Origin of the sequence: Isoptericola sp. S6320L (genome assembly GCF_023015685.1) — a bacterium.
GTDB classification, from domain to species: domain Bacteria; phylum Actinomycetota; class Actinomycetes; order Actinomycetales; family Cellulomonadaceae; genus Isoptericola; species Isoptericola halotolerans_A.
Genome location: NZ_JALKAT010000004.1, coordinates 56,114 through 82,669, shown reverse-complemented (window position 1 = coordinate 82,669; position 26,556 = coordinate 56,114). Strand labels below are relative to the sequence as shown.

Annotated in this window: 19 protein-coding genes; 4 read left to right on the top strand and 15 right to left on the bottom strand. The window is 72.8% G+C overall.

What is annotated here, in order from left to right; genetic code table 11:
• Positions 1 to 15 precede the first annotated feature (15 nt).
• Positions 16 to 1,329, bottom strand: coding sequence for an ABC transporter substrate-binding protein (locus tag MWU57_RS04030; RefSeq protein ID WP_246907374.1), 1,314 nt, complete (start codon positions 1,327 to 1,329; stop codon positions 16 to 18).
• Between the two features lie 128 nt (positions 1,330 to 1,457).
• Positions 1,458 to 2,480, bottom strand: a complete 1,023-nt coding sequence (locus tag MWU57_RS04025) for a LacI family DNA-binding transcriptional regulator (protein ID WP_246907373.1) — start codon at positions 2,478 to 2,480, stop codon at positions 1,458 to 1,460.
• A 113-nt stretch (positions 2,481 to 2,593) separates the two neighbouring features.
• On the opposite strand from MWU57_RS04025, the gene glgB reads away from it, so the two are divergent.
• Positions 2,594 to 4,810: a 1,4-alpha-glucan branching protein GlgB gene (gene glgB / locus MWU57_RS04020; RefSeq protein ID WP_246907372.1), complete on the top strand. Its 2,217-nt coding sequence runs from the start codon at positions 2,594 to 2,596 to the stop codon at positions 4,808 to 4,810.
• On the opposite strand, the gene MWU57_RS04015 is transcribed toward glgB, so the two are convergent.
• The 3 genes from MWU57_RS04015 to MWU57_RS04005 are packed head-to-tail and all read right to left on the bottom strand — an operon-like array spanning position 4,804 to position 8,420.
• Positions 4,804 to 5,751, bottom strand: a complete 948-nt coding sequence (locus MWU57_RS04015) for a tetratricopeptide repeat protein (protein ID WP_246907371.1) — start codon at positions 5,749 to 5,751, stop codon at positions 4,804 to 4,806. The two genes, glgB and MWU57_RS04015, sit on opposite strands and share 7 nt — an antisense overlap.
• A gap of 60 nt (positions 5,752 to 5,811) precedes the next feature.
• Complete coding sequence (locus MWU57_RS04010) at positions 5,812 to 6,870, bottom strand: hypothetical protein (protein ID WP_246907370.1); 1,059 nt, start codon at positions 6,868 to 6,870, stop codon at positions 5,812 to 5,814.
• On the bottom strand, positions 6,867 to 8,420 hold the full coding sequence (locus MWU57_RS04005) for a hypothetical protein (RefSeq protein ID WP_246907369.1): 1,554 nt from the start codon (positions 8,418 to 8,420) through the stop codon (positions 6,867 to 6,869). The genes MWU57_RS04010 and MWU57_RS04005 overlap by 4 nt, the downstream gene beginning before the upstream one ends.
• A gap of 283 nt (positions 8,421 to 8,703) precedes the next feature.
• Between MWU57_RS04005 and MWU57_RS04000 the strand changes: the two genes are divergently transcribed.
• On the top strand, positions 8,704 to 10,137 hold the full coding sequence (locus MWU57_RS04000; protein ID WP_246907368.1) for a hypothetical protein: 1,434 nt from the start codon (positions 8,704 to 8,706) through the stop codon (positions 10,135 to 10,137).
• Positions 10,138 to 10,181: 44 nt separating this feature from the next.
• Here MWU57_RS04000 and MWU57_RS03995 read toward each other — a convergent pair whose 3' ends face one another.
• The 3 genes from MWU57_RS03995 to MWU57_RS03985 all read right to left on the bottom strand — a co-directional run bounded on the left by MWU57_RS03995 (position 10,182) and on the right by MWU57_RS03985 (position 12,027).
• Positions 10,182 to 10,967, bottom strand: a complete 786-nt coding sequence (locus tag MWU57_RS03995; RefSeq protein WP_246907366.1) for an alpha/beta fold hydrolase — start codon at positions 10,965 to 10,967, stop codon at positions 10,182 to 10,184.
• Between the two features lie 5 nt (positions 10,968 to 10,972).
• The gene (locus MWU57_RS03990; RefSeq protein WP_246907479.1) at positions 10,973 to 11,713 is read right to left on the bottom strand and encodes an alpha/beta hydrolase; all 741 of its coding nucleotides are present in this window, start codon (positions 11,711 to 11,713) and stop codon (positions 10,973 to 10,975) included.
• A gap of 74 nt (positions 11,714 to 11,787) precedes the next feature.
• Positions 11,788 to 12,027, bottom strand: coding sequence for a hypothetical protein (locus tag MWU57_RS03985; protein ID WP_308221135.1), 240 nt, complete (start codon positions 12,025 to 12,027; stop codon positions 11,788 to 11,790).
• Between the two features lie 165 nt (positions 12,028 to 12,192).
• Between MWU57_RS03985 and MWU57_RS03980 the strand changes: the two genes are divergently transcribed.
• The gene (locus MWU57_RS03980) at positions 12,193 to 13,173 is read left to right on the top strand and encodes an FKBP-type peptidyl-prolyl cis-trans isomerase (protein ID WP_246907364.1); all 981 of its coding nucleotides are present in this window, start codon (positions 12,193 to 12,195) and stop codon (positions 13,171 to 13,173) included.
• 224 nt (positions 13,174 to 13,397) lie between these two features.
• On the opposite strand, the gene nrdF is transcribed toward MWU57_RS03980, so the two are convergent.
• The 7 genes from nrdF to MWU57_RS03945 form a co-directional block, all read right to left on the bottom strand.
• Positions 13,398 to 14,378: a class 1b ribonucleoside-diphosphate reductase subunit beta gene (nrdF, locus tag MWU57_RS03975; RefSeq protein ID WP_106268871.1), complete on the bottom strand. Its 981-nt coding sequence runs from the start codon at positions 14,376 to 14,378 to the stop codon at positions 13,398 to 13,400.
• Positions 14,379 to 14,430: 52 nt separating this feature from the next.
• On the bottom strand, positions 14,431 to 16,587 hold the full coding sequence (nrdE, locus tag MWU57_RS03970) for a class 1b ribonucleoside-diphosphate reductase subunit alpha (RefSeq protein WP_106268873.1): 2,157 nt from the start codon (positions 16,585 to 16,587) through the stop codon (positions 14,431 to 14,433).
• Positions 16,584 to 17,015, bottom strand: a complete 432-nt coding sequence (gene nrdI / locus MWU57_RS03965) for a class Ib ribonucleoside-diphosphate reductase assembly flavoprotein NrdI (protein ID WP_106268875.1) — start codon at positions 17,013 to 17,015, stop codon at positions 16,584 to 16,586. The genes nrdE and nrdI overlap by 4 nt, the downstream gene beginning before the upstream one ends.
• Before the next feature lie 56 nt (positions 17,016 to 17,071).
• Positions 17,072 to 17,314, bottom strand: a complete 243-nt coding sequence (gene nrdH, locus MWU57_RS03960) for a glutaredoxin-like protein NrdH (protein ID WP_106268877.1) — start codon at positions 17,312 to 17,314, stop codon at positions 17,072 to 17,074.
• Positions 17,315 to 17,947: 633 nt separating this feature from the next.
• On the bottom strand, positions 17,948 to 19,465 hold the full coding sequence (locus MWU57_RS03955; RefSeq protein WP_374108517.1) for a GH1 family beta-glucosidase: 1,518 nt from the start codon (positions 19,463 to 19,465) through the stop codon (positions 17,948 to 17,950).
• Positions 19,396 to 21,696, bottom strand: a complete 2,301-nt coding sequence (gene yicI / locus MWU57_RS03950) for an alpha-xylosidase (protein ID WP_246907361.1) — start codon at positions 21,694 to 21,696, stop codon at positions 19,396 to 19,398. Before yicI ends, MWU57_RS03955 begins: the two co-directional genes overlap by 70 nt.
• On the bottom strand, positions 21,693 to 23,798 hold the full coding sequence (locus tag MWU57_RS03945) for a beta-galactosidase (protein WP_246907360.1): 2,106 nt from the start codon (positions 23,796 to 23,798) through the stop codon (positions 21,693 to 21,695). Before MWU57_RS03945 ends, yicI begins: the two co-directional genes overlap by 4 nt.
• A gap of 112 nt (positions 23,799 to 23,910) precedes the next feature.
• On the opposite strand from MWU57_RS03945, the gene MWU57_RS03940 reads away from it, so the two are divergent.
• Positions 23,911 to 26,556, top strand: a complete 2,646-nt coding sequence (locus tag MWU57_RS03940; protein ID WP_246907359.1) for a glycoside hydrolase N-terminal domain-containing protein — start codon at positions 23,911 to 23,913, stop codon at positions 26,554 to 26,556.

Genomic DNA, 26,556 nt, shown 5'->3' with positions numbered 1-26,556 from the left:
CACCGGGGAGCTCGGTCACTCGCCGACGGCGGCGCGGGCGTCGGCCCAGCGCTGGTTCAGCTCGGCGAAGAAGGACTCCTTGTCGCCGTCCGCGGCACCGCGGGCGACGTCGACGAGCTCCTGGCGGTAGATGTTCCCGTACAGGTCGATCTCGGCGGTGTTGACGACCTCGGACTCGTAGGCCTCCTGACCCGCAGGGGCCGGCGTCATCTCCACGTACTCCACGCCGGCGGCGTCGAAGTCACCGAGCGTCTCGGGCGCCGGGCCGTCGACGAGCGGGGAGATCCCGCCCTCGTCGTAGGCGTAGCCGGACTCCTCGGCGAACCACTCGATCCAGGCGCGGGCGGCGGCCTTGTGCTCGGAGTTGACGTTGATCGCGTTCTTGTAGTCGCCCGCCACCTGGGCGTGGAAGGTGCCGTCCACCTGGTACGGGAACGGCATGTAGCCGATGTCGTCCGCCGAGGCGCCGGCGTCCTCGGCAGCCTGCTGCATCTGGGTGATGGCCCAGGAGCCCAGGAGCATCGTGGCGACCTCCCCGGAACCCAGGAGGGTCTTGGACTCCTCCCAGTTCGTGGTGGTCGGGTCCTCCTCGCTGAGGCCGTTCGCCACGATGTCGAACAGCAGCCCGTCGGAGATGCCGTGCCACTCGTCGGCGGCCCAGGGCGTGTCGCTGTGGGCGACGTGCGTGTTCTGGTACTCGGGGTCGCCCATGGCGCCCCGGTTGCCGTCCCACTGGCTCAGCGGCCAGCCGTCGGCGTAGTTCGTGTAGTACGGCACCGCGTCGGTGCTGTCGGCGATGGCCTGCAGGTCGTCGAGGAACTCGTCCGGCGTGGTCGGCAGGTCGGTGATGCCGGCGGCCTCCCAGACCTTCTTGTTGTAGACCAGGCCCTGGGTGTTGACGGTGATGGAGACGCCGTAGCCCTGTCCGTCGTAGGCCTTCTCCTCGACCAGGCGGTACTTCTCGCTCAGCTCCTCCACGGTGCCCAGCGGCTCGAAGTAGGTGCCGAGCTGGTCGGGGGTGACGCTGTTGGGGATGAGCAGGACGTCGCCGTAGTCCGCCGTGTTCATCCGGACGGCGATCTCGCCCTCGTAGTCGGTGAGCGCCTCGAACTCGACGGTGACGTCGGGGTACTCGGCCTCGAACCGCTCCTTGTAGTCCATGAAGACGGTGTCGACGATGTCGGTGCGCTGGGTGATGACGGTGATCTCGCCCGACGGCTCGCCGTCGTCGGCGGACCCGCCCGGGTCGGTGCCGCCACCGCAGGCGGACAGCGCGAGCGCAGCGGCCGCGGTGACGGCCGCGCCGGGGATGAGGTGCCTCGTTGCCATGTCGTGCTCGATTCCGGTCGTCGTTGACGGGGTGACGACGCTCACCTTAAGCGGTTAAGTTATCGGCGGTCAACCACCACCGCCGGATCGATGCCTCGTCGCTTCGCCCCCGTCGGGACGAGCGCCGGTCAGGACTCCGCGGGAGCCGGACCGGTCGAGCCGCGCACCCGGAGCACCGGGGTGGCGTCGAGGAAGCTCCCGTGCGGAGCTCCCTCGATCCGCTCGAAGAGCCGGCGGGCGACGTGCGCCCCGTAGCTGGTCACGTCGTGGCTCAGGGCGGTGAGCTGCGGGAACGCGGCCTCGCACAGCGGTGAGTCGTCCCAAGCCACCAGCGAGAGGTCCTGCGGGACGCGCACGCCCAGCTCGTTGGCGACGCCGAGCCCCGCGAGCGCCATGACGTCGTTGTCGAAGACGACGGCGCTGACCGGCCGGTCCGCGGTGAGCAGCGCGCGCGTCGCCGCGGCGCCGGCCTCCGGGGTGAAGTCGGCGCGCTCCACGCGGGGCTCCACCCCCCGCCGTCGCGTCTCGTCGTCGAACGCGAGGTCCCGGATGTGGGTGTGCCCGAACGTCTCCGTCCCCGTCACCCGACCGATCCGCCGGTGCCCCAGCCCGGCCAGGTAGCCGACGCACTCGCGCAGCGCCGCGGCGTCGTCGGTCCAGACCGCGGTGGCACCGCCGGCGAGGGACGGGTCCCCCACGACGACGGCGGGCAGGGCGTCGGCGTCGGTGAGCAGCGGGAGCCGGGGGTCGTCCTGGCGCGGGTCCACCACCACGACGCCGTCGACCCGGCGGGCCGCACGCCACCGCCGGTGCGCCGCGATCTCGGCGTCGACGTCGGGCACGACCTGCAGGAGCAGTCCGTAGGACCGCTCGGAGAGCACCTGCTCGATGCCGGCCACGAACTGCATGTAGAACGACTCGAACCCGAGGGTCTCCGGCGCCCGCGCCAGGATCAGGCCGATGGTCTCGGCCCGCGCGCCGGACAGCGACCGCGCCGCCTGGCTGGGCCGCCAGCCCATCTCGGCGGCGATCGCGAGGATGCGCTCGCGCGTCCGTGCCGAGACCCCCGGCCGGTCGTTCAGGGCGTACGAGACGGCTCCGGTCGACACCCCGGCGCGGTCGGCGATGTCGGCGATCGTGATGCGAGCCATTCCTCACCTCTCCTCGCCAAGGATCGTACGTCCTCCCGCAGCCGGCAGGACCGGACCCGACACGTCGGCGCGCACATGGCGACAACTCGCGGCCACGGTGGAAGGGTGGACGTATGACACCCGAGCCTCCCGCCGTCGATCCCGAGGTCCTCACCGCCGTCGCGCAGGGCACCACCCACGACCCGCACGCCGTGCTCGGGCCGCACCTGCTCGCTCCCGAGGAGGGCCCGTACGCCGTGGTCCGGGTGCTGCGGCCGCTGGCCGACGAGGTCGTGATCCTGACCGGCGGTCCGGACGGGTCCCGGACCGAGCACCCGACGACGCACCAGGCCGCCGGCGTGTGGTCCGTCGTCGTCCCCGCCCCGGTGGACGACGACGGCACGCGGCACGCGCCCGACTACCGCGTCCGCTCGCGGTACGGCGACGAGACGACCACGACCGACGACCCGTACCGGTTCCTGCCCTCCCTGGGCGAGATGGACCTGCACCTGATCGGCGAGGGCCGCCACGAGACGCTCTGGCGGGTCCTCGGTGCGAACCTCAAGTCCTACCCCGCTGCCGGAGGGGACATCACCGGCACCTCCTTCGCCGTCTGGGCCCCGAACGCCCGCGGCGTCCGGCTCGTGGGCGACCACAACCGCTGGTCGTCGGTGCACCCCCTGCGCTCGCTCGGTTCCAGCGGGGTGTGGGAGATCTTCGTCCCGGACGTCGGCGTCGGGTGCCGCTACAAGTACGAGATCTGCGGTCCGGACGGCGTCTGGCGCGCCAAGGCCGACCCCGTGGCCAAGGCGAGCGAGACACCCCCGGCCACCGCCTCCGTCGTCGCCGCCGCCGACCACGAGTGGAACGACGGCGAGTGGATGGCCCGCCGCGCGTCGTCCGACCCGCACGCCGGGCCGATCAGCGTCTACGAGGTCCACCTCGCCTCGTGGCGTCCCGGCCTCGGGTACCGGGAGCTCGCCGAGGAGCTGACGGCCTACGTGACCGAGCAGGGCTTCACGCACGTCGAGCTCATGCCGGTGGCCGAGCACCCCTTCGGCGGCTCGTGGGGCTACCAGGTGACCGGCTACTTCGCGCCCACGGCGCGGCTCGGCTCCCCCGACGACTTCCGGTACCTCGTCGACCGGCTCCACCAGGCCGGCGTCGGCGTCATCCTCGACTGGGTGCCGGCGCACTTCCCCCGCGACGAGTTCGCGCTCGCCCGCTTCGACGGCACGCCGCTGTACGAGCACCCGGACCCCCGCCGCGGCGAGCAGCTCGACTGGGGCACGCTCGTCTTCGACTTCGGCCGCCGGGAGGTGCGCAACTTCCTCGTGGCGAACGCCACCTACTGGTTCGAGGAGTTCCACGCCGACGGGCTGCGCGTCGACGCCGTCGCCTCGATGCTCTACCTCGACTACTCGCGCGAGGAGGGTGGCTGGACCCCCAACGTCCACGGCGGGCGCGAGAACCTGGAGGCGATCTCGTTCCTGCAGGAGGCGAACGCCACGGCCTACCGGCGCAGCCCCGGCGTGATGATGATCGCCGAGGAGTCGACGGCGTTCCCTGGCGTCACCCGCCCCACCGACACCGGCGGCCTCGGGTTCGGCCTCAAGTGGAACATGGGCTGGATGAACGACTCCCTGCGCTACATGGCCAAGGACCCGATGTACCGCAGCCACCACCACGGCGAGCTCACCTTCTCGCTGGTGTACGCGTTCTCCGAGCAGTACGTCCTGCCAATCAGCCACGACGAGGTCGTGCACGGCAAGGGCTCCCTGCTGAGCAAGATGCCCGGCGACCGCTGGCAGCAGCTCGCCGGGGTCCGGGCCTTCCTGACCTACCAGTGGACGCACCCCGGCAAGCAGCTGCTCTTCATGGGCTGCGAGCTCGCCCAGGAGGCCGAGTGGAGCGAGGGGCGGGGCCTCGACTGGCGGCACCTGGACGACCCTGGCCACGCGGGGGTCCAGCGGGCCGTGCGCGACCTCAACGCCCTCTACCGGGCCACGCCCGCGCTCTGGGAACGCGACTTCGACGGCTCCGGCTTCGAGTGGCTCGAGGCCGACGACGCCGCCCGGAACGTCCTCGCCTACGCCCGGCGGGCCGCCGACGGCACGCCGGTCGTCGTCGTGGTCAACTTCGCCGGGGTGCCCCACGAGGGCTACCGGCTCGGGCTGCCCGACGGCGGCACGTGGGTCGAGGCGTTCTGCTCGGACGCGCTGCAGTACGGCGGCTCCGGCGTGGTGAACACCGGCGAGCTGCACGCCGAGGACGTGCCGTCGCACGGGCGCCGGCACTCCCTCGCGCTACGCGTGCCCCCGCTGGGCGGCCTGGTCCTGCGCCGTCAGTAGAGGTACATCGCGAGGCGTCGGCGGGCCTTGCCGACCCGCGGGTCGGCCACGCCGACGACCTCGAAGTAGTCGACCAGGCGGCCGCGCAGCTTCTCCTTGGCGTCGTCGTCCGCACCCGGCAGGAGGTCCAGCAGGCGCGCCAGCGCGTCTTCGACCTTGCCGCCGAGCATGTCCATGTCGGCCACGGCGAGCTGGGCGTCGACGTCCGCGGGCGCGTCGGCCGCAGCCTGCCGGACCTGCTGCAGGTCGGCGCCGCGGGTGCGCTGCATGAGTGCCACCTGCGCGAGCCCGGCGACCGCCTGCGCGTCCTTCGGGTCCTGCTTGAGCGCCTTGTCGTACGCCGCGGCGGCCGCGTCCAGGTCGTCACGCTCGATCGCGTCGTAGGCCTCCTGGTGCAGCGGCGGCAGCGGCTCCTCGGGCTCCTCGGCCGGCTCGTCCGCGGCGGGCGCTTCCCCGCCCTGCGCGGGGGCGCGCCCGGTCACACCGTTCTGCTCGGCGGCGGCCAGGAGCTGCTCCAGGACGCCGCGCACCTGCTCGTCCGACGCGCCGCCGGCGAAGAGCGGCACGGGCTGGCCCTGCAGGACGGCGACGACGGTCGGCACGCCCTCCGGCTGGAACGCCGCCGCGATCTGGGGGTACGCGTCGACGTCGAGGCGGCCCAGGAGGAACCGTCCGGCGTACTCGTCGGCGATGGTTCCCAGGCTCGTGGCCAGGTCCGCGTTCGCCTGGTCGGTGGGCTTCCACAGCAGGACCACCACGAGGTGCTTCGTCGAGTCCTGCACGACCTGCTGGAAGTTCGCGTCCGTCAGGTCGACGACGTAGCCGCCGGCCGTCGGTGCGCCGCCGGGCTCCCCCGGGGGCGGTGACTGCGGGCGGTTCAGCGCCGACAGGTCGACGGCGCCGCGCGGGCTGAAGCTCGGGTCGGGCACAGGGTTGCTCATGCGCTCATCCTACGAAGTCTCGGAGGTGGGGCGGACCGGGCCGGACCAGCGGCTCGGCCGCTATCGGTCCGTGTTCCGCTCGCTCGGGATCTCGTTCGCCGCGTCGACCGCCACGTGGGAGTACCCGAGGGGCCGCATCGGCTCCTCCGAACCCGCCGGCGGCACGTAGAGCGCCACCTGGTCGGTGTACTCGACATAGAGCTCGTTCGTCTCGTCCTCGCCCTCCAGGAGCGCCGACTGCGTCTCGGTGAGCGGCGGGATCGTGCCGCCTTCCTCGACGTCGAGCCGGACGTTGCCGTCCAGGGCGCCCATGACCACGGCGCCGCCGTCGGACGTCCGCACCGTGAGGGGCTCGTCCCGCGCGGCGAAGGCCAGCCGGTACCGGCCGTCGGCGGCGTCGAACGTGTCGGCCCCGCGCACGTTGCGCGCGTCGGCCTGGATGCGCTTGACGAGGTCCTGGCTGTCGCCGGGGAGCTCGAAGGCGTCGGCGTACTCCGACTCCTCGGGGCCCTTGGTCACCAGGTCGGCGTACTGCGCGACGGCGTCGGCGGGGGTCACCGTGAGCGAGTCGTCGTCCGCGGCCACCTCCTCCGAGCCGATCGCCTCGGGGTCGGCGAAGTTCGGCATCGTGGTGCCGGGGATGAGCTGGACCCACGACCACAGCTTGTAGTTGTCCCGCGCCGACTCCTGCTGGTAGGCCACCATCCGGGGGACCTCGAGGTTCTCGGTGGGCTGCGTGATCGTGTAGGTGACCCGGGGCCAGGACTCGGTCGTGGGGATGATCGCCGCCCGGAGGTCGGTCGGGATCTGCGTCACCAGCGAGTCGTCGCCTCGTGCCTCGGCCACCTTGATCTGGCTCCGGCGGACCTCGTAGGCCGGCCCTCCGACGCGCTCGCGCAGGATCTTCGGGTCGGACTCCTCCCCCGCCTGCTCGAGGACGCTCCCGACGTCCTGCACGACGGCGGTCTCCTGCTCCATCGTCAGCACGGGGCCCTCGAAGGGCTCGTCCGCGGCCGGGGTGGGCAGCTCCTCGGCGCAGCCGGCGAGGAGGGCGGCGGTGGCCGCCACCCCGACGGCGGCGCTCGTGCGCCGCGCGACGCGCGTGGTCCTGGCGGTCATCGGGTCCCCCCGTCGATCGGGTCGTCCTGCTGGTCCTGGCGGGCGGCGGTGGGGTCGAAGCCCCAGGTCTCCCGCCAGGCCGCGGCACGACGCCCCGAGGTGCTGGGGGCGTCGTCGGCGGCCGGTGGCGACTCCGGCGCCGGTGCCGGCCGGACCACCGGGGTCTGGCCGGTGAGCGCGCGCAGCGCCCGGCCCATGCCGGACTGGGCGTCCGTGCGCCGTTCCTCCTCGCGCCGGCGCAGCTCGCGGCGCGTCAGCGGTCGGCCGTCGACCATCGGCATCGAGCCGGTCGTCGTGGTGGGCGGCTCAGTGGGCGGCTCAGTGGGCGACTCGGCGGGCGGCTGCGCAGGTGCCGGTCCCTGTGCTGGTAGGGATGCCGGCGCAGGTGTGGCCCCGGACGGCGAGCCCTCGCCGTCGGCGGGTGCCGGTTCCGGGGCGGAACGCGTGCGCCGCAGGCGGGACGACCGGCGGGAGAACCGGCCGGCCACCGGCACCGGTGCCGTGCCCGTCCGGCCGTCGCCGGCGGGCTCCTCGCCCGGACCGTCCCCGGCGGGGGTGTCCGCGGCCCCGGCCGGTGCGTCGGACGGCGCGCCGTGGGCGGGTGCGGGGGCGGGCCAGCCGGCGCCCGCAGCGGCACCCGCGGCCGGAGCGGCCCACGCCGGGCCGCTCGACGACGACGTCGGCCCGAAGGGCGACGCGGGCGCAGCCGGTGAGGAGGGCGAGGCGGGCGACGCGGGATCGTCGGGGCTCTCGACCGCCGGTGCGGACGACGCCGTCTGCGGCGACGCGTCGGCCGTGGCGCCGGACCTGGCGCCGGCACGGCGGCCACGGCCGGTCTTCTTCGTCGACCCCCGGCGTCCGAGCAGGAGCAGGACGATGCCGATCAGCAGGAGCAGGCCACCGAGCCCGACGGCCGGCCACAGCCAGGGCGTGCCGACCTCGCGGTCCCAGGTGAGCGTGAGGGTGGGGGCCACCGCGTCGGCGTCGGACGCCTCGACCGGGGCCTCCTCGCCCTCGGCGGCCTCCTCGACGGGGGCCGCACCGGTGCCGGCGGCGAGCAGCATCCACGGGCCCGGCCGGTCGCTCCAACGCAGGCTGACCTCCTCGGCGGCGGTCAGCTCGGTGATCCACATGTCGGAGCCCGCCGGGTCCGGCAGCTCGGCCGACTCCTCCGACTCCTCGGACTCCGCCGCTTCCTCGGTGTCCTCCGCCTCCTCGGGGCGCACCTCCGAGGTGGTGAGCGTGTCCCAGTCCGCGAGGCCGGTGACCCGTGCGTACGGGTCGCCGTCGAGCCACCCGAGCACGTCGACGTCACGGCCGACGACGACGGTGACCTCTTGGCCGGCGGGTACCGAGGCGGTGACCGTGACGTCGGAGTCGACGAGGTCGAGGACCCCGGGGTCGGTGACGACGAGCGTGCCGTCGCCCACCGGACGGGCCGTGGCGACCACCGTGTCCGACTCGCGCAGGACCGTCGCTGTCGCGACCCCGAACGCGATGGCGGCCAGACCGGCGATGACCAGGACGGCACCGAGAATGCGTTGCAGCACCAAGCTTCCCTTCGACGTGGACTCCTCAGGATAGGGAGGCGTGGCGATCGCCCAGGACCACGAGGGCGCCCGGGACGGATCGGTTCACGAACCCTTCACGAGTCCGGTACCAGCATCCCCGAGCCTCCCACGGCTCCGGGCCCCACGACCACCGCACGGGTCGCCGCAGGACGGTGATCTTTCCCTTTCGTGAGGATCGGACCCCCTGCTCGGCTGTCGGTGGCTGCACGTGACGTCTATCCTGGCCGGAGCCTCGGCACCCACGACAGACGGAGGTCTTCACGTGTCCGACGAGCGCACGCTCTTCCCGATCACCATGCGCGGCTACGACCGCGCCGCGGTCGAGAACCAGATCTCCCGCCTCGAGCAGGCCGTCGAGGAGGCTCGACGCAACGTCGAGTCGACCGACGCCCGCGCCATGCAGCTCTCCTCCGAGCTCGCCGAGGCGCACCGCCAGCTCCGGGAGAACGACAAGCCGTCCTACGCAGGGCTCGGCGCTCGTGCGGAGCGGCTGCTCCGCTCGGCCGACGAGCAGGCCGCCGAGGTCCTGACGCAGGCCAACCAGCAGGCGTCCGACGTCATGGCGCGGGCCAAGCTGTCGGCCGGCCAGGTCCGCCAGCGGGCGGAGACCGAGGCCTCCGAGCTGCTGTCCAGCGCCCGCCGCGAGGCCGAGGAGATCCGCTCGACCACCCGGTCGGAGGCCGAGGGCGTCCTGCAGGGCGCCCAGCGCCGCGCCGAGGAGCTGGTCGGGTCCGCGGAACGCGAGTCGGCGCTCATCATGAGCACCCTCACCACGGAGGAGAGCGAGCGGCGCGCGTCCCTCGAGCGTGAGATCGGCACGATGCGGTCCACCGCGGAGCGCGAGGTGACCGAGGCGCGCGTCACGACGGACCGCGAGGTCGCCCAGCTCCGGGCCGAGGCCGCCGCCGAGTCGGCCGCCCTGCGCGAGGAGGCCGAGCGCGAGTCCAACGACCTCCTGGAGCGCACCCGGACCGAGGCCGCACGGATCGTGGCGGAGGCCAAGCACCAGGCCGCCGAGGCGGCCAACGCCGTCACGACCGAGCTGGAGGACCTCCGGGAGCGCGCGCGCCGCGCCCTCTCCGACGCCGAGCTCGAGGCGGCCCAGATCCGCGAGCGCGTCGAGAACGAGGCCGCTGAGCGCCACGAGGTCGCCCGGGCCGAGACCGAGCGTCTGGTCGCCGCGGCCGAGGAGCACGCCGCCGAGGCCGAGAAGCGCGTCGCCGTCGCCCTCGAGCAGGCGGACCAGGTCCGCACCGAGTCGGACGCCTACATCAAGGAGCTCGTCGCCGACGCGCGCCGCACGGCCGACTCCATCGTGGCCGAGGCACGCACCTTCGCCGACCAGACCGTCTCCGACGCCCAGGCCGAGGCCGAGCAGAGCCGGACGACCGCGGAGCGTCAGCTCGAGGACCTGACGCGCCGGCACGACTCGATCAACTCCTACCTCGAGGAGCTGCGCGGCCTGCTGGGCACGGAGAAGGCGGCCGACGCCATCCCGGTCGCGACCGTCGACGCCCCCTCGGGCCGGTCCGGCGGCACGCCCTCGGCCGAGCCGCGGTCGGCCGCGAGCTCGGAGAGCCCGCAGCCCGCCAGCCCGCTCGACCAGACCCCCGCCCAGCGGGCGCGTGCCGCCTCCGCGCAGTCGGCGGAGGAGGGCGCCTCGCCCACGGACGAGACGGCGACGACCCGGGCCTGACGCCGGGCGGCCCGGGTCACCGCGCGGAGGTCACCGCGCGGCGGTCACCTCACCCTGGCGTGCAGGTCTGCCACGGCCCGGGCCACCGCGGCGGGCTCCTCGACCGCGCTGAGGTGAGCCGCGTTCGGCACCACGGCGAGCGTCGCGTCCCGCGCAGCGCCGGCCATGTGGCGCGCGTCGTCGACCGTGGTCACCTGGTCCTCCGCCCCGACGACGACGGCCACCGGCCCGCCGAAGGAACGCAGGACGTCCGTCCGGTCCGGCCGCGCCGCCATCGCCCGCTGCGCCCAGGCCACACCGGACAGACCCTGCGAGCGGATCCAGGCGTACACCGTCGGGTAGAGCGAGCGCCGCTCCAGCTCCGACGTCGGGCCGAGGAGCTTGGCCGGCATGCCCATCACCGCGTCGAGGGTCTGCGTCGACTCGACCGCGGCGGCGACCCGCAGCCGGCCGTCGCGGGCCGCGTCGTCGTCGGCGGTCGACTTCGTGTCCACGAGACCGAGGCCGCGCACGAACCCGGGGTGCCGCTCCGCCATCGCGAGGGCCACGTAGCCGCCCATCGACAGCCCCACCACAACGGCGTTGCCCTCCCCCTGCTCGCGCAGCGTCGCGTGCACGAGGTCCGCCGTCGCGTCGAGGCTCGCCGGGAGCTGACCGAGGTCGCTGTGCCCGTGACCCGGCAGGTCCACGGCGATGACACGGGGGCCCTGCGGCAGCTCGTCGACCATGGCGACCCACATGCGATGGTCGAGCGGGAAGCCGTGCAGCAGCACCAGGGGCACGCCGGCGCCGTCGCGCAGCAGGTAGGTGGCCAGGGTCGGGTTCGTCATCGTCGTCATCCTCTCGTCGTGGCCGGTGCGACGTCCGAGGCGTGCTGCACCTCGCCGTCGTAGTGCGTGGGCAGCGAGGGGTGGCCGGGCAGCACGTGCTGGACGATCTCGTCCAGCACGCGCCGCACCGCCGGCTCCCCCACCCACAGGTGCTTGGCGCCGTCCACGCCGATCACCTCCGCCTGCGGCACGCGGGCGAACCGCTCCCGCGCCTCGGCGGGCCGGAGGTAGTCGTCGTGCTCCGGCACGAGGACGACGAGCGGCTTGCCGAACGCGGCCCAGCGGTCGAGGTCGGCGTCCGTGGCACGGTGCAGCGGGGGCGAGAGCAGGATCGCACCCTCGATGCTCGGGTCCGCGCCGTGCTTGAGGACCAGCTCCGTGCCGAACGACCAGCCGACGAGCCAGGGGTGCGGCAGCTCGCGGAACTCGGCGAGCTCGAGGGCCGCCGCGACGTCGTAGCGTTCCGCGTCGCCGCCGTCGAACTCGCCCTGCGAGGTGCCCCGGGCGGACGACGTCCCGCGGGTGTTGAAGCGCAGGACCGCCAGGTCGGCGAGCTCCGGCAGCCGCCACGCCGCCTTGCGGTACACGTGCGAGTCCATGAACCCGCCGTGCGTCGGCAGCGGGTGGAACGTCAGCAGGCTCGCCACCGGCTCCTTCGCGGCCGGCAGCGCGAGCTCACCGACGAGCGTCAGCCCGTCCGCGGTGTGCAGCTCGACGTCCTCGCGACGGGCGGGCAGGACGGTCATGGAGCGGATCTGGTGGCCGGTGGTGGCGTCGTCGTTCACTCTTCCACCCTAGTTCGGGCGCCAGCTCCCGCAGGTCAGCGCAGCCGTTCGCGCCGCTCCCAGCATGCGGAGTGCCAGTGCCGGCGCGACTCGAGGCCGGCCGCCTCGCCGCCGATCGCGTCGCGGGCCCACGCCACCACGTGCGGCGTCCCCGCCGGGATCTGCTGGTGGCACGTCGGGCACGTGTAGACCTTGTCTCCCCCACGGACGCGCCGGACGGTCCACTCTCCGTCGCCCGCACTGACGTGCCGGGTGCCGCCGAGGGCGCGGTCCATGTCGAGAGGCTGGTGCTCGGCGCCCCAGGGGCGCTTCCGGGAGGGTCGACGCGACGGCATGCCATCCATTGTCACGCGTCCGCGACTCCGGCGGCGCACCTGGGAACGGGGCTCAGGTTCGGCCGTTAGAGTGTCCCGGATCCACTGTCGACCGAAGGGCACCTCGTGAAGCTCCGTACCGCCGTCGGCGCCACCAGCGTCGTGCTGGCCGCCTCCCTCGCACTGGCCGGCTGCGCCGACGACAGCGCGCCCGAGGAGAACTCCCCCTCCCCCGAGGCGTCCGCCGAGACGTCGGAGTCCGCCGAGGCCACCGACCAGGCCGAGCCGACCGAGGCAGACATCGCCGCGGTCGAGGCGATCAAGGTCACCGGTGACCCGGGCTCCGAGCCCGAGCTCGCCTTCGAGGGGCTCGAGGTCTCCGTGCCGACGACCCGCGTCGTCGACACCGGCGACGGCGAGGAGCTCGCCGAGGGCATGAAGGTCACCATGCAGTACGTCGCCTACGACGCCGCGGGCGAGCGGCTCGGTTCCACCTGGGAGAACGACGCCCCGGAGAGCTTCACGCTCGGAGATGAGCGTTATTCAATCCTGACGGAGCCTCTGGTCGGCCAGCCCGTCGGCACGCGGCTCCTCATCGCCAACCCGACCGTCGACGCGCAGAACGAGCCCTCGACGGTCGTCAACCTCATCGAGATCACCGACGCCGTCCAGATCCCGTCGCGGGCCGAGGGCGAGGCCGTCGAGCCCGCCGAGGGCCTGCCGACGGTCACCCTGGGCGACGACGGCGCCCCGTCGGTCGAAATCCCCGAGGGCTACGAGGCCCCGGAGGAGCTCGTCGCCCAGACGCTGATCAAGGGCGACGGCGCGGAGGTGACCCCCGACCAGACGGTCATCGCGCACTACACCGGCTGGACGCTGGACGGCGAGGTCTTCGACTCGTCCTGGGAGCGCGGTGAGCCGTCGTCGTTCTCGCTGCAGCAGGTCATCCCCGGTTGGACCGACGGGATCTCCGGCCAGACGGTGGGCAGCCAGGTGCTGCTCGTCATCCCTGCTGAGCAGGCCTATGGCGCCAACCCGCCGGAGGGCAGCGGAATCGAGCCGGACAGTCCTCTCGTCTTCGTCGTCGACATCCTCGACGCCGACTGATCCCCGGGCCGCGGCCCACCACGACGACGGCGGGCCCTCGCTCCATGCGAGGGCCCGCCGTCGTCGTCTCCGGATCCCTCGAGGTAGTGGCGCGCGCCGCGAGGTAGTGCCGACATCGCCGAGGTAGTAGCGGCCCCGCCGAGGTAGCAGCGGGGACGACGACGCCCCTCCGCTCGGCCTGAGCGGAGGGGCGTCGGGCGGTGGTCACCGCCCCGGGTCAGCGATCAGAAGTCCCAGTCGTCGTCCTCGGTCTCGACCGCCTTGCCGATGACGTACGAGGAGCCCGACCCCGAGAAGAAGTCGTGGTTCTCGTCCGCGTTCGGGCTCAGCGCCGCGAGGATCGCCGGGTTGACGTCGGTCTCGTCCTTCGGGAAGAGGCCCTCGTAGCCCAGGTTCATCAGGGCCTTGTTGGCGTTGTAGCGCAGGAACTTCTTGACGTCCTCGGTGAGGCCGAGCTCGCCGTACAGCGCGTCGGTGTACTCGACCTCGTTCTCGTAGAGCTCGAAGAGGAGCTCGAAGGTGTAGGCCTTCATCTCGTCCTGCTCGGCCGAGGTGAGCTTGGCCAGCCCCTTCTGGAACTTGTAGCCGATGTAGTACCCGTGCACGGCCTCGTCGCGGATGATGAGGCGGACCAGGTCGGCCGTGTTGGTCAGCTTGGCGCGGCTGGACCAGTACATCGGTGCGTAGAAGCCCGAGTAGAACAGGAACGACTCGAGCATCGTCGAGGCGACCTTGCGCTTCAGCGGGTCGTCGCCGCGGTAGTAGTCGAGGACGATCTCCGCCTTGCGCTGCAGGTACGGGTTGTCCTCGGACCAGGCGAAGGCCTCGTCGATCTCCTTGGTCGAGATCAGCGTGGAGAAGATCGAGGAGTAGCTCTTGGCGTGCACCGACTCCATGAACGCGATGTTGGTGTACACCGCCTCTTCGTGCGGCGTGATCGCGTCGGGGATGAGCGAGACCGCGCCGACGGTGCCCTGGATCGTGTCCAGCAGCGTCAGCCCGGCGAAGACGCGCGTGGTCATGAGCTTCTCGGCGTCCGAGAGCGTGTTCCACGACTGGATGTCGTTGGACACCGGGACCTTCTCCGGCAGCCAGAAGTTGCCGACCAGGCGGTCCCAGACCTCCAGGTCCTTCTCGTCCTGGACACGGTTCCAGTTGATCGCGCTGACGCGGTCGATGAGCTTGAGCTGGCCGGTGGGTGCCATGGCGGGTTCCTTCAGGTACGAGTGACGGGATGCGGTCGAGAGCGGGTCGGCGTCACAGCATGCAGCTGACGCAGTTCTCCACCTCGGTGCCCTCGAGCGCCAGCTGACGCAGGCGGATGTAGTAGAGCGTCTTGATGCCCTTGCGCCAGGCGTAGATCTGCGCCTTGTTCACGTCGCGCGTGGTCACCGTGTCCGGGAAGAACAGCGTCAGCGACAGGCCCTGGTCGACGTGCTGGGTGGCCGCCGCATAGGTGTCGATGATCTTCTCGTAGCCGATCTCGTACGCGTCCTGGTAGAACTCCAGGTTGTCGTTCGTCATGTACGGCGCCGGGTAGTAGGCCCGGCCGAGCTTGCCTTCCTTGCGGATCTCGATCTTGGCCGCCACCGGGTGGATGGAGGACGTCGAGTTGTTGATGTAGCTGATCGAGCCGGTCGGCGGCACCGCCTGGAGGTTCTGGTTGTAGATGCCGTGCTCCATGACGGACGCCTTGAGACGGCGCCAGTCGTCCTGCGTCGGGATGTGCACGCCGGCGTCCGCGAAGAGGCGGGCCACCCGCTCGGTGGCGGGCTTCCACTCGGCGTCCGTGTACTTGTCGAAGTACTCCCCGGTGGCGTACTTCGAGTCCTCGAAGCCGCCGAACGCCCGCCCGCGCTGCTCGGCGAGCCGGTTCGAGGCCGCGATCGCGTGGTACGCGACCGTGTAGAAGTACATGTTCGTGAAGTCGATGCCCTCGTCGGAGCCGTAGTAGATCCGCTCGCGCGCGAGGTAGCCGTGCAGGTTCATCTGCCCCAGGCCGATGGCGTGCCCCATCTCGTTGGCCCGCTTGACCGACGGCACCGACTCGATGCTGGTCTGGTCGGAGACCGCGGTCAGCGCACGGATCGCCGTGTCGATCGTCGCGCCGAAGTCCGGCGAGTCCATCGTCTTGGCGATGTTCAGCGAACCGAGGTTGCAGGAGATGTCCCGGCCGACCTCGTCGTAGGACAGGTCCTCGTGGAACGTCGACGGGGTGGAGACCTGCAGGATCTCGGAGCAGAGGTTCGAGTGGGTGATGCGCCCCTTGATCGGGTTCGCGCGGTTCACCGTGTCCTCGAACATCACGTACGGGTAGCCGGACTCGAACTGCAGCTCCGCGATCGTCTGGAAGAAGTCGCGGGCCTTGATCGTCGTGGACCGGATCCGCTCGTCCGCGACCAGCTCGTCGTACTTCTCGGTGATCGAGACGTCGGCGAACGGCTTGCCGTAGACGCGCTCGACGTCGTACGGGCTGAACAGGTGCATGTCCTCGTTGCGCTTGGCGAGCTCGAACGTGATGTCCGGGATCACGACGCCCAGCGAGAGGGTCTTGATCCGGATCTTCTCGTCGGCGTTCTCGCGCTTGGTGTCGAGGAACCGGAGGATGTCCGGGTGGTGCGCGTGCAGGTACACCGCGCCGGCTCCCTGGCGGGCACCGAGCTGGTTGGCGTAGGAGAACGAGTCCTCGAGGAGCTTCATCACGGGGATGACGCCGGACGACTGGTTCTGGATGTGCTTGATCGGCGCGCCGTGCTCACGGACGTTGCTCAGCAGCAGCGCCACACCGCCGCCGCGCTTGGAGAGCTGCAGCGCGGAGTTGATGCCGCGCGCGATGGACTCCATGTTGTCCTCGATGCGCAGCAGGAAGCAGGACACGGGCTCGCCGCGCTGCGCCTTGCCCACGTTGAGGAACGTCGGGGTGGCCGGCTGGAAGCGGCCGGAGATGACCTCGTCGACGATGTCGCGAGCCGTCTGCTCGTCCCCGTCGGCGAGGCCGAGCGCGACCATCGAGACCCGGTCCTCGAACCGCTCGAGGTACTTCTTGCCGTCGAACGTCTTGAGCGTGTACGAGGTGTAGTACTTGAACGCGCCGAGGAACGACTCGAAGCGGAAGTCCGCGGCGTAGGCGCGCTGGAACAGCTCCTTGACGAACGCGCGGGAGTACTTCGCCAGCACGGTGGGGTCGTAGTACTTGTTCTCGACCAGGTGGTCGAGCTTCTCGTCGAGCGTGTCGAACTCGATCGTGTTGGGCAGCACGTGCTGCCGGAAGTACGCGGACGCGGCCTCGTGGTCCTTGTCGAACTGGATCGTGCCGTCCGGTCCGTACAGGTTCAGCATCGCGTTGAGCGCGTGGTAGTCGAGCTCCGCCTGCTGCAGCGGGACCGCCGTGGCGGTGCCCGGCGTGCTGCTCACGCCGGGATCAGTGACTGTCGTTGCCAAAATCGTCCCAATCCGTCACGGACGCGCTGGGCGTCCTCGGCCGTCCCGAGCAGCTCGAAGGCGTACAGGTACGGCACCTGGCACTTCGCCGAGATGATGTCGCCGGCGATGCAGTACGCAGCGCCGAAGTTGGTGTTGCCCGCGGCGATGACGCCACGGATCAACGACCGGTTGTGCGCGTCGCCGAGGAACCGGCGGACCTGGCGCGGCACCGATCCGCCCTCGTTGCCCCCGCCGTAGGTGGGGACCATGAGGACGTACGGCTCGTCGACCGTCAGGAACCCGTCGGCGGGGCGCACCGGGATGCGGTGGACCGGCATGCCCAGCTCCTCGAGGTCGAGGCGCTGGACGAACCGGTGCGTGTTCTCCGAGACGCTGGAGAAGTAGACGAGCGACCCCATGTCACCCTCCCCCGAAGGACGTGCTGCGTGCTCGCCGACCGCGGCCGGCGAGGAGGTCAGGCCGAGACGGCCTGCTGCGCCGCGACGGCGCTGATCTGGTCGGGGCGGAAGCCCGACCAGTGGGTGTCCCCGGCGACGACGACAGGAGCCTGCAGGTAACCGAGCCCACGGACCATCTCGAGGGCCTCGGCGTCCTCGGTGATGTCCACGACCGTGTACTCGACGCCCTTGCGGTCGAGGGCGCGGTAGGTCGCATCGCACTGCACGCAGGCCGGCTTGCTGTAGACCGTGACGCTCATGTCGCACTCCCTGTCTCGCCGCCCGATCGGCGGTGTCCGTCAGTCCTGTGATGTCGTTTCCGGCGGCGTCCCGCGGGGGCCGGGACCGGCCTCCGCGCCCCCTGTCGAGAGGCCTGTGACCAGTGCCGACACCGGTGGAACTACACCGATGTTGCCGGTGCGAGGAGCAGAGCCCCTCGCGTCCCTCAAACACTACACCTAGTGTTCCGCGACTGCCTGCCCACGACATGTTGTGGTCGACACGGATGTGGTTACACGGGCGTGATTCGCCCGGATTGACCCTCGTGAGGCTCCGGGAGCCACCTGCGAGCATCGTCGCACGGGGGTCTGACAGGGCTCGCCGTCCACCGCTCGGTGCACCGGTCCGGACACCCCTCGGCGGCGGCGTCACGCGCCTCGGGGCGGTTCGTCCACAGCCCGTGGACGACGGCGGTCCACACCCTGTGCACGGCTCCGCACCGGTCGCGGGCGACGACCGGAGAGGCCTACCTCTGATCTTCCTCACACCTGCGCGGGCCGGGCGTGTCGCGCCGGCCGGGCGCGTCGTCGTCCCCGGACGCACCACGAGCGTGCGGCCCCCTCCTCGGCACCCGCTCGAGGACGAGGCCCGCACGCTCGTGGCGGGACGGGCGCTCAGGCCGCGGGACCGGCCTCGAAGACCGCCGGGATCCGGCCGGTCCGGGTGAGCCGGGCGTACCAGTACGCCGAGTCCTTCCAGGTGCGCTCCCCCGTCGGGTAGTCGACGTGCAGGATGCCGAACCGCTTGGAGTACCCGTAGGCCCACTCGAAGTTGTCCATCAGCGACCACGCGAAGTAGCCGCGCACGTCCGCGCCGGCGTCGATCGCCGCGGCGACGGCGGCCACGTGGTCCCGCAGGTACGCCACACGGGCGATGTCGTGGACGCGCGGGATCCCGAGCGCCGGGTCCTGGACCACCTCGTCCGCGAACGACGCGCCGTTCTCCGTCACGGCGAGCGGCTGGTCCGGGTAGCGCTCGTGCAGGTCCAGCAGCAGCTCCGTCAGGCCCGCGGGCTCGACGTTCCAGCCCATCGCGGTGTACGGGCCGGGCTGCGGCAGGAACTCGACGTCGTCGGCCGCGACCCACGGCGACGCCGCCGTGGTCTTGTGCCCGTCGGCTCGCACGGGCTCGCCCTCGCCGTCGAACCGGCGCACCCGGGTGGACGAGTAGTAGTTGACCCCCAGCACGTCCAGCGGCTGCCGCACGACGTCGAGGTCGCCGTCGTGCACGAACGACCAGTCCGAGACGCTCGCCGTGTCCTGCTGGACGTCGGCCGGGTAGGTGCCCTCGAGCAGCGGCCCGAGGAACACCCGGTTGGCCAGCCCGTCGATCTGGCGCACGGCGTCGGCGTCGGCGTCCGAGCCGGAGGCCGCCCGCAGCACGTGCAGGTTCAGCGTGATCGAGCACGCGGCCCCGGGCAGCTCCTCGCGGATGGCCCGGACGGCCAGGCCGTGCGCGAGGTTGAGGTGGTGCACGGCCGCGAGCGCCGCCGCCGGCTCCGTGCGTCCCGGCGCGTGCACCCCGGAGGCGTACCCGAGGTAGGCGGAGCACCAGGGCTCGTTCAGCGTGGTCCACAGCGCGACCCGGTCGCCGAGCTCACGGGCCATCGCCCGGGCGTAGTCGGCGAACGCGTACGCCGTCTCGCGGGCGGCCCAGCCGCCGGCGTCCTCGAGCTCCTGGGGCAGGTCCCAGTGGTACAGGGTCACGTAGGGCGTGATCCCCCGCTCCCGGAGCGCGTCGAGCAGGTTCCGGTAGAAGTCGACGCCCTCGGCGTTGAGCGGCCCGCTGCCCCCCGGCTGCACGCGCGACCAGGAGATCGACAGCCGGTAGGCGCTGACCCCGAGCCGCGCCAGGTGGTCCACGTCCTCGGCCCAGCGGTGGTAGTGGTCGCAGGCGACGTCGCCGGTGTCGCCGCCCTGGACGGCGCCGGGCACACGGCAGAGCGTGTCCCAGATGGACGGACCCCGCCCGCCTTCCGCCGCCGCGCCCTCGATCTGGTAGGCCGCCGTGGCGGTACCCCACAGGAAGCCGTCCGGGAACTGCCCGGTCGTGCTGATGGTGCTCACAGGTCGATCCTCACTTCGTCCGGACCGTTCGCCTCGGTCCGCAGGCCACCGACCTGGACCGCCCATCGGGTGGAAGCGTTCCCACTCGAGACGACGACGGCGCTCTCGGTGCGTCGTACACGGAATGTCGCCGGTGCGCCCTCGCCACCGGGCACGCTGACCTCGGAGTCGTGACCCGCTGCGAGCTCGACGCAGTGGAGGGTCACGCCCTCGGCCCAGGCGTAGTCGGGACGGTCGGTGCGGGCCCCGACGGGGAGCACGCTACCCGGTCGCACCAGCAGCGGCAGACTCGCGTACCCGTGTGTCTCGGCGACCCACCGCGGACCGGTCACCACGGGCCCCTCGACCGGACCGCCGTCGGCCACGGATCCCGGGTCGACGAGGGTCCAGCGCCCCTCGGGCACGTAGACGTCCGCCGTGCCGTCCTCGCGCAGGACCGGCGCCACGAGCAGCGAGTCGCCCAGCATGTACTGGGTGTCGACGCCGTACGTGCTCCGGTCGCCGGGGAACTCGAGCACCATCGGGCGCATCATGGGCGTCCCGGCGCCCGCGACCTCCTCGGCGAGGCGGCCCAGGTAGGGCATGAGGCGCATCTTCAGGTGCGTGAACCGCCGGGCGACGTCCACCGCCTCGTCGTCGAACGCCCACGGCACCCGGTACGACGAGGAGCCGTGCAGGCGTGAGTGGCTCGACAGCAGCCCGAACGCGAGCCAGCGCTTGAAGACGCCCGCGTCCGGGGTGCCCTCGAACCCGCCGATGTCGTGGCTCCAGTACCCGAACCCGGACATCGCCAGCGAGAGGCCACCGCGCAGGGACTCCGCCATCGCGGTGTACGTCGAGTCGCAGTCGCCGCCCCAGTGCACCGGCATCTGCTGCCCGCCCGCCGTCGCCGCCCGGGCGAAGACGACCGCCTCGCCCGCGCCGCGCCGTCGCTCGAGCAGCCCGAACACGGCCTCGTTGTAGAGCTGGGCGTAGTAGTTGTGCATCCGTTGCGGGTCGGAGCCGTCGTGCCAGACCACGCCCTGCGCCGGGACACGTTCGCCGAAGTCCGTCTTGAAGCAGTCCACGCCCTGGTCGAGCAGCCGCTCGAGGTGGCCGAGGTACCAGTCGGTGGCGGCCGGGTTGGTGAAGTCCACCAGCCCCATGCCCGCCTGCCAGAGGTCCCACTGCCACACCCCGCCGTCCTCGGTGCGCAGCAGGTAGCCCCGCTCGGCACCCTCGGCGAACAGCGGCGAGCGCTGGGCGATGTACGGGTTGATCCAGGCGCTGACCTGCAGGCCGCGCGCGTGCAGGCGGGCGAGCATGCCCTCCGGGTCGGGGAAGGTCCGCGGGTCCCACTCGAAGTCGCACCACTGGTACTCGCGCATCCAGAAGCAGTCGAAGTGGAAGACGCTCAGGGGCAGGTCCCGCTCGGCCATCCCGTCGATGAAGGAGGTCACGGTCCGCTCGTCGTAGTCGGTGGTGAACGACGTCGACAGCCACAGCCCGTAGGACCAGGCGGGCACCCGCGGAGGTCGTCCGGTCAGCGCCGTGTAGCGGCGCAGCACGTCCTTCGGCGTCGGCCCCGCGACCACGTGGTACGTGAGGGACTGCCCCGGCACGGAGAGCTGGACGCGCGAGTTGACCTCGGAGGCCACCTCGAGGGACACCTTCTCGGGGTGCGCGACGAAGACGCCGTACCCGGCGGACGTGACGTAGAACGGGACGTTCTTGTAGGCCTGCTCGCTGGAGGTGCCGCCGTCGGCGTTCCAGACGTCGACCTCCTGGCCGTTCTTGACGAACGGGCCGAACCGCTCCCCCAGCCCGTAGACGTGCTCGCCCGGGGAGAGCGCGAGCTGCTCGTGCACCCAGTGCTCGCCGGTGTCCGCCGCGATGACGGCGACCGACTTCGGCAGGCTCGAGGTGATCACCCGGCCCTCGTGCTCGAAGTCCACCCGCCAGGCACCCTGCCGGTGCACCCGGACGCTGAGCCCGCCGGTCTCCAGCACGCCCGCCGTCTCGTCGACCTTGACCACGGGCCGGAACCCGGGCTCGGCGTGCACCGCGAAGTCCGGCCCGCGGCGAACGGCCCCGGTGTGGTGCTCCACGCGGACCGTGACGACGCCCGGCGCCGGCGAGGAGTAGGTGAGCGTGACCACGGGCCGGTTGAGGGTGTCGCCGCGGTCACGGACCACGGACGTCGGCGCGAAGACCGTCATCGTGCCCGCGACCTCGTCCACGCGGACGTCGTCGACCTCCGTCGCGTACAGCGGGTGCAGGCCCGGCCGGGACAGCCAGTAGCCGTCGGTGAACTTCATGCGTTCCTCTCGGTCAGGACGACGACGTCGCCCGCGGGCACGTCGACCAGGTCGGTGAAGACGGAGCCGCTCAGCACGTCGGAGTGCTCCCCGGGGATGCGCACGTGCGCCGCGGCCCCGGAGTGGTTGAGCACGAACAGGTGGTCGCCGCGACGCACGGCCTCGACGTCGGGCAGGTCGGCCAGGCCCGGCACGACGCCGGACACCCCCGCCCGCTCGCAGGCGTCGGCCAGGACGCGGCGCAGCAGGGGCTCGGGCAGGACCGTGCCCACGTACCAGGCGCAGCCGGCGTCCGCGGCGGTCGCGACGCCGTCCGACCGCGGCACCCGGCGCCGGGTCACGGCGGGCGCACCGGCGAGGTGGCCGACGGCGTAGCTCGCCAGCACCTCGGCCCCGTCGGTCCGCAGCAGCTCGCCGAGCACGTGGGCGCGTGGGCCGGCGTCCGCGGGCTCGTCCGGGCCCACGAGCGGCCCGGCGAGCGGCACGCCGGCGTCGGGCAGCGCGGCCCACTCCTCGCCGCTCACGCCGAGGAGGTCGGCCAGGAGCACCGGGAACCGGCCGGTGCGGACGTGGGCGTCCCGGTCGGCGACACCGGTGAAGCAGCCGACGACGACGCTCGCTCCCCGCGAGGCGGCGCGCCCGAGCGCGTCGGCCGCCTCGGGTGAGAGCAGGTAGCTCTGCGGGACGAGGACGACGTCGTAGCCTGCGGAGCCGGTGATTGCCAGATCGTCCGGGTGGACCAGGTCGACCGCGACGCCCGCGTCCCAGAGCACGCGGTACCAGGCGCGCAGCACGTCCAGGGTGCGCAGCCGCCCGGTGGGCCGGGCCTGTTCCTCGGCCGCCCACCAGGACTCCCAGTCGAAGAGCGCGACCACGCGTGCCGGGACCCGCTGCCCGACGACGTCGCGCAGCCGGGCCAGGTCACCGCCGACACGCACCACCCCAGCGTGCACCCGGGTGTCCGCACCCGCGTGCGGGAGCATCGCCGAGTGGAAGCGCTCGGCCCCGGCCCGGGACGCGCGCCACTGGAAGTAGCAGACGCCGTCGGCCCCGTGCGCCACCGCCTGCAGCGCCTCGCGTCGTGACCGTTCGGGCGATCGGGGCAGGTTGTGGTCCCGCCAGCTCACGGCGCCGACGGCGGCCTCCATGAGCATCCAGGGACGGCCGCCGCCGAGCGAGCGCATCAGGTCGGCCGTCAGGGCGGCGTCGGCCGGCGAGCGCGGGTCGCCCGGGTCGGGGTAGGCGTCGTCCGCGACGACGTCGAGGTCCCGGGCCCACGACCAGTAGTCCGCCAGGGCGAAGAAACCCATGAGGTTCGTGGTCACGGGCCGCTCGGGGTCGACGGCGCGGATCACGTCGCGCTGCTCGCGGTACAGCGTGCGCAGCTGGTCCGAGGAGTAGCGGCGGAAGTCGAGCGACTGCGAGGGGTTGACGTGGTACGGCATCCGACGCGGCGGCAGGACCTCGTCGAACGAGGCGTACTGCTGGGACCAGACGGTCGTGGCCCAGGCCTCGTTGAGCGCCTCGACCGTCCCGTACCGGGCGCGCAGCCACCGCCGGAACGCGGCGGCGGACTCGTCCCCGTAGCAGACCTGGCCGAGCTCGTTGCCGACGTGCCACATCCGCACGGCCGGGTGGCCCGCGTACCGCTCCACCAGGTCGCGGGTGATCGCCAGCGCGTGCTCGCGGTAGACGCGAGAGGCAGGGCTGAACTGGTTGCGCGACCCGGCCACGAGCCGCACGCCGTCGGCGTCGACGGGCAGCGTGTCCGGGTGCAGCCGGCCGAGCCAGGGGGGCGGCGAGGCGGTGGGCGTGGCGAGGTCCACCGCGATGCCGGCCGCGCCCAGCAGGTCGAGGACCTCGTCGAGCCAGGCGAACTCGCGGGCGCCGGGTCGCGGCTCGTAGCGCGCCCAGGAGAAGACCCCGACGGTGACGAGGTTGACGCCCGCGCCGGCCATCAGCCTGATGTCCTCGCGCCACGTCCGGCGGTCCCACTGCTCGGGGTTGTAGTCACCGCCGTAGAGCAGGCCGAGGTCGGCGGTCAGCGCGGCGAACCCGGCGAGGTCGCCGGCCCGCCGGGTCGCGCTCTTCTCGTGCGGCACCGTCGCCCTCCTGTCGCTCGGCACGCCTCGTCGCGTGCTCGGTCAGCTCGTGCCCGTCGACCCGGCGTTGGAGCGCGATCGTCGAAGCGTTTCAACACGCTAGCCTGTCTCCATGCCCGGTGTCCAGCGTCGAACGACCGCGCCCTCCTCCCCGACCGAACCGCCCCTCGAGACACGCTCTCAGCCGCAGCAGTCCGGGCATCCCGCTCCACAGGCAAGCGACTCGGGCCGCGGCGGCGGCGGCGCCCCTCCGTCGGACGACCGCAGCCTCCATCGACTCTGGTTCGACACTCCGGCAGCAGATTGGATCGAAGCGCTTCCGGTCGGCAACGGGCACCGCGGCGCCCTCTGCGCCGGCCGTCCCGGGACCGAGCACCTGTGGCTCAACGACCTCACCGCCTGGTCCGGGCTGCCCGGCGCCGACCCGCTGTCCGGGGTCGCCGCCCGCGGACCGGCGCACCTCACCGCGGCGCGGGCGGCACTCGCCGGCGGTGACGTGCGCCGCGCCGAGGACCTCCTGGCCCGGATGCAGAGCCCCTGGGTCCAGGCCTACCTGCCCCTCGCGGCGGTCGACGTCGCCGTCCGGGCTGCCGGTGCCGCACCTGCCGATGCCCACCGTGCCGCACCGCTGCTGGTGCGGCGCGAGCTCGACCTGCGCACGGCCGTCGCCACCCACACCTGGACCTCGCCCACGACCGGCCGCGTCGTCCAGGAGACGTGGGCCGACGCGGCCGCCTCGGACGGCGGACCGGTCGTCCACACCGTGCACGCGGAGCATCCCGTGCGCCTCGAGGTCGCGCTGAGCAGCCTCCTGCGCCCGACCGACGACGCGACCCCGGCCGCGAGCGCGACCGCGGCGCCGTCGTCGGGCACCGGCGGCACGCTGCACCGCACGTGGCACCTGCCCGTCGACGTGGCCCCCGGCCACGAGGACGTCCCCGAACCCGTGCGCTACGACACCGAGCACGGCCGGCGCGGCCACGTGACGGTCGCCGCCCTCGATGACCCCGACGCGCACGTCACCGCCGGCACCCTGCGCACCTCCCCTCGTCGGCAGCACACACTCCTCATCGACACGAGCACGACGCCGCCCGTCACCAACGCGCTCGGCGGAGACGTGGCGCCCGGCCGTCAAGCCCGACGTGGAGGGCGCCCCGCGCCCGTGAACGCGGCTGGGCGCCACGTCTCCGCCGTGCGCGTGGATCGCGAGCAGCACGTCCGGGCCCACGCCGCGCTCTACGACCGATTCCACCTCGACCTGCCCAGTGCTTCCGGCGCCGACGCCCTGCCGACCGACGCCCGCATCGCGGCAGCCGTCGACCGCCCCGATCCGGGGCTCGCCGCGCTGGCCGTGCACCACGGCCGCTACCTGCTGATGTCCTCCTCGCGCCCGGGTGGCCTGCCGGCCACCCTGCAGGGCATCTGGAACACCGAGCTGCCGGGGCCCTGGTCGAGCGCCTACACCCTCAACATCAACCTCCAGATGGCCTACTGGCCGGCCGAGGTCACGGGCCTGCCCGAGTGCCACGAGCCGCTGCTGCGCTTCGTCGCCGGGCTCGCCGCCGGGCCGGGTGCCGCCGTCGCGCGCGACCTGTACGGCACGCGCGGCTGGGTCGCGCACCACAACTCCGACGCCTGGGGGCACGCCGCACCCGTCGGTGCAGGCCACGGCGACGCGTCCTGGGCCATGTGGCCCTGGGGCGGGGTGTGGCTCGCCCAGCACCTGTGGGAGCACCACCAGTTCGCCCCCGACCTGACGTTCCTGCGCGACGCGGCGTGGCCTGTCCTCGCCGGCGCAGCCCGGTTCGCCCTCGACTGGGTGCAGACCGGCACCACCGAGAGCGCCGGGAGCGCCTGGACCTCGCCCTCGACCTCTCCGGAGAACCGGTTCGTGGCCGACGACGGCGCCCCGGCCGCCGTGACGACGTCGGCCACGATGGACGTGGCCCTCGTCCGAGGGCTCGCGGCGACCTGCCGCGCCGCGGCCACCGAGCTCGGGCTCGGAGGTTGCGCCGGCGAGGCGGAGACGTGGCTGCGCCGGCTCGAGGAGGTCGCCGCGGCGCTCCCCGACCCGCGGGTGGACGGCCGGGGCGCGCTCGCCGAGTGGGCTGCCGACCTGCCCGAGGCCGAGCCCGAGCACCGGCACCTGTCGCACCTCGTGGGCCTGTTCCCGCTCGGCACCCTGGACCCGGTGACGACGCCGGAGCTCGCCGCGGCGGCCACCCGCAGCATCGAGCGGCGGGGGCCCGAGTCCACCGGCTGGTCCCTCGCCTGGCGGCTGGCCCTGTGGGCCCGGCTGGGCGACGGTGCGCGCGCCCACGACCAGGTGCTCCTCGCGCTGCGGCCCGCCGGCGGCGAGGGGGCGGGTCACCGGGGCGGCATGTACCCCAACCTCTTCAGCGCGCACCCGCCGTACCAGCTGGACGGCAACTGCGGGCTCACCGCCGGTGTCGCCGAGATGCTGCTGCAGTCGCACCGCACCACCGACGGGCTGGTCCGCCTCGACCTGCTGCCCGCCCTGCCCGACGCGTGGCCCGACGGATCGGTGTGCGGCCTGCGCGCGCGGGGCGGCGTCGTCGTCGACCTGGCCTGGCGGGCCGGGCGCCTGACCGCCGCCGGGCTGCGCGCCTCGGCCGCGACGTCCGTCGTCGTGCACCGTCCGGGTGAACTCGCCGAGGCCGCGCCGGTGCACCTGCCGGCGGGCGCTACCGTTTCCCTCACCGAGGGTGCCGACGTGCACCCCACCACGAGGAGCTGA

Coding starts and splice junctions, on each gene's coding strand:
- MWU57_RS04030 (WP_246907374.1), bottom strand. CDS start 1,329: ATGGCAACGAGGCACCTCATCCCCGGCGCGGCCGTCACCGCGGCCGCT.
- MWU57_RS04025 (WP_246907373.1), bottom strand. CDS start 2,480: ATGGCTCGCATCACGATCGCCGACATCGCCGACCGCGCCGGGGTGTCG.
- glgB (WP_246907372.1), top strand. CDS start 2,594: ATGACACCCGAGCCTCCCGCCGTCGATCCCGAGGTCCTCACCGCCGTC.
- MWU57_RS04015 (WP_246907371.1), bottom strand. CDS start 5,751: ATGAGCAACCCTGTGCCCGACCCGAGCTTCAGCCCGCGCGGCGCCGTC.
- MWU57_RS04010 (WP_246907370.1), bottom strand. CDS start 6,870: ATGACCGCCAGGACCACGCGCGTCGCGCGGCGCACGAGCGCCGCCGTC.
- MWU57_RS03995 (WP_246907366.1), bottom strand. CDS start 10,967: ATGACGAACCCGACCCTGGCCACCTACCTGCTGCGCGACGGCGCCGGC.
- MWU57_RS03990 (WP_246907479.1), bottom strand. CDS start 11,713: ATGACCGTCCTGCCCGCCCGTCGCGAGGACGTCGAGCTGCACACCGCG.
- MWU57_RS03985 (WP_308221135.1), bottom strand. CDS start 12,027: ATGGACCGCGCCCTCGGCGGCACCCGGCACGTCAGTGCGGGCGACGGA.
- nrdF (WP_106268871.1), bottom strand. CDS start 14,378: ATGGCACCCACCGGCCAGCTCAAGCTCATCGACCGCGTCAGCGCGATC.
- nrdI (WP_106268875.1), bottom strand. CDS start 17,015: ATGGGGTCGCTCGTCTACTTCTCCAGCGTCTCGGAGAACACGCACCGG.
- nrdH (WP_106268877.1), bottom strand. CDS start 17,314: ATGAGCGTCACGGTCTACAGCAAGCCGGCCTGCGTGCAGTGCGATGCG.
- MWU57_RS03955 (WP_374108517.1), bottom strand. CDS start 19,465: ATGGGCGGTCCAGGTCGGTGGCCTGCGGACCGAGGCGAACGGTCCGGA.
- yicI (WP_246907361.1), bottom strand. CDS start 21,696: ATGAAGTTCACCGACGGCTACTGGCTGTCCCGGCCGGGCCTGCACCCG.
- MWU57_RS03940 (WP_246907359.1), top strand. CDS start 23,911: ATGCCCGGTGTCCAGCGTCGAACGACCGCGCCCTCCTCCCCGACCGAA.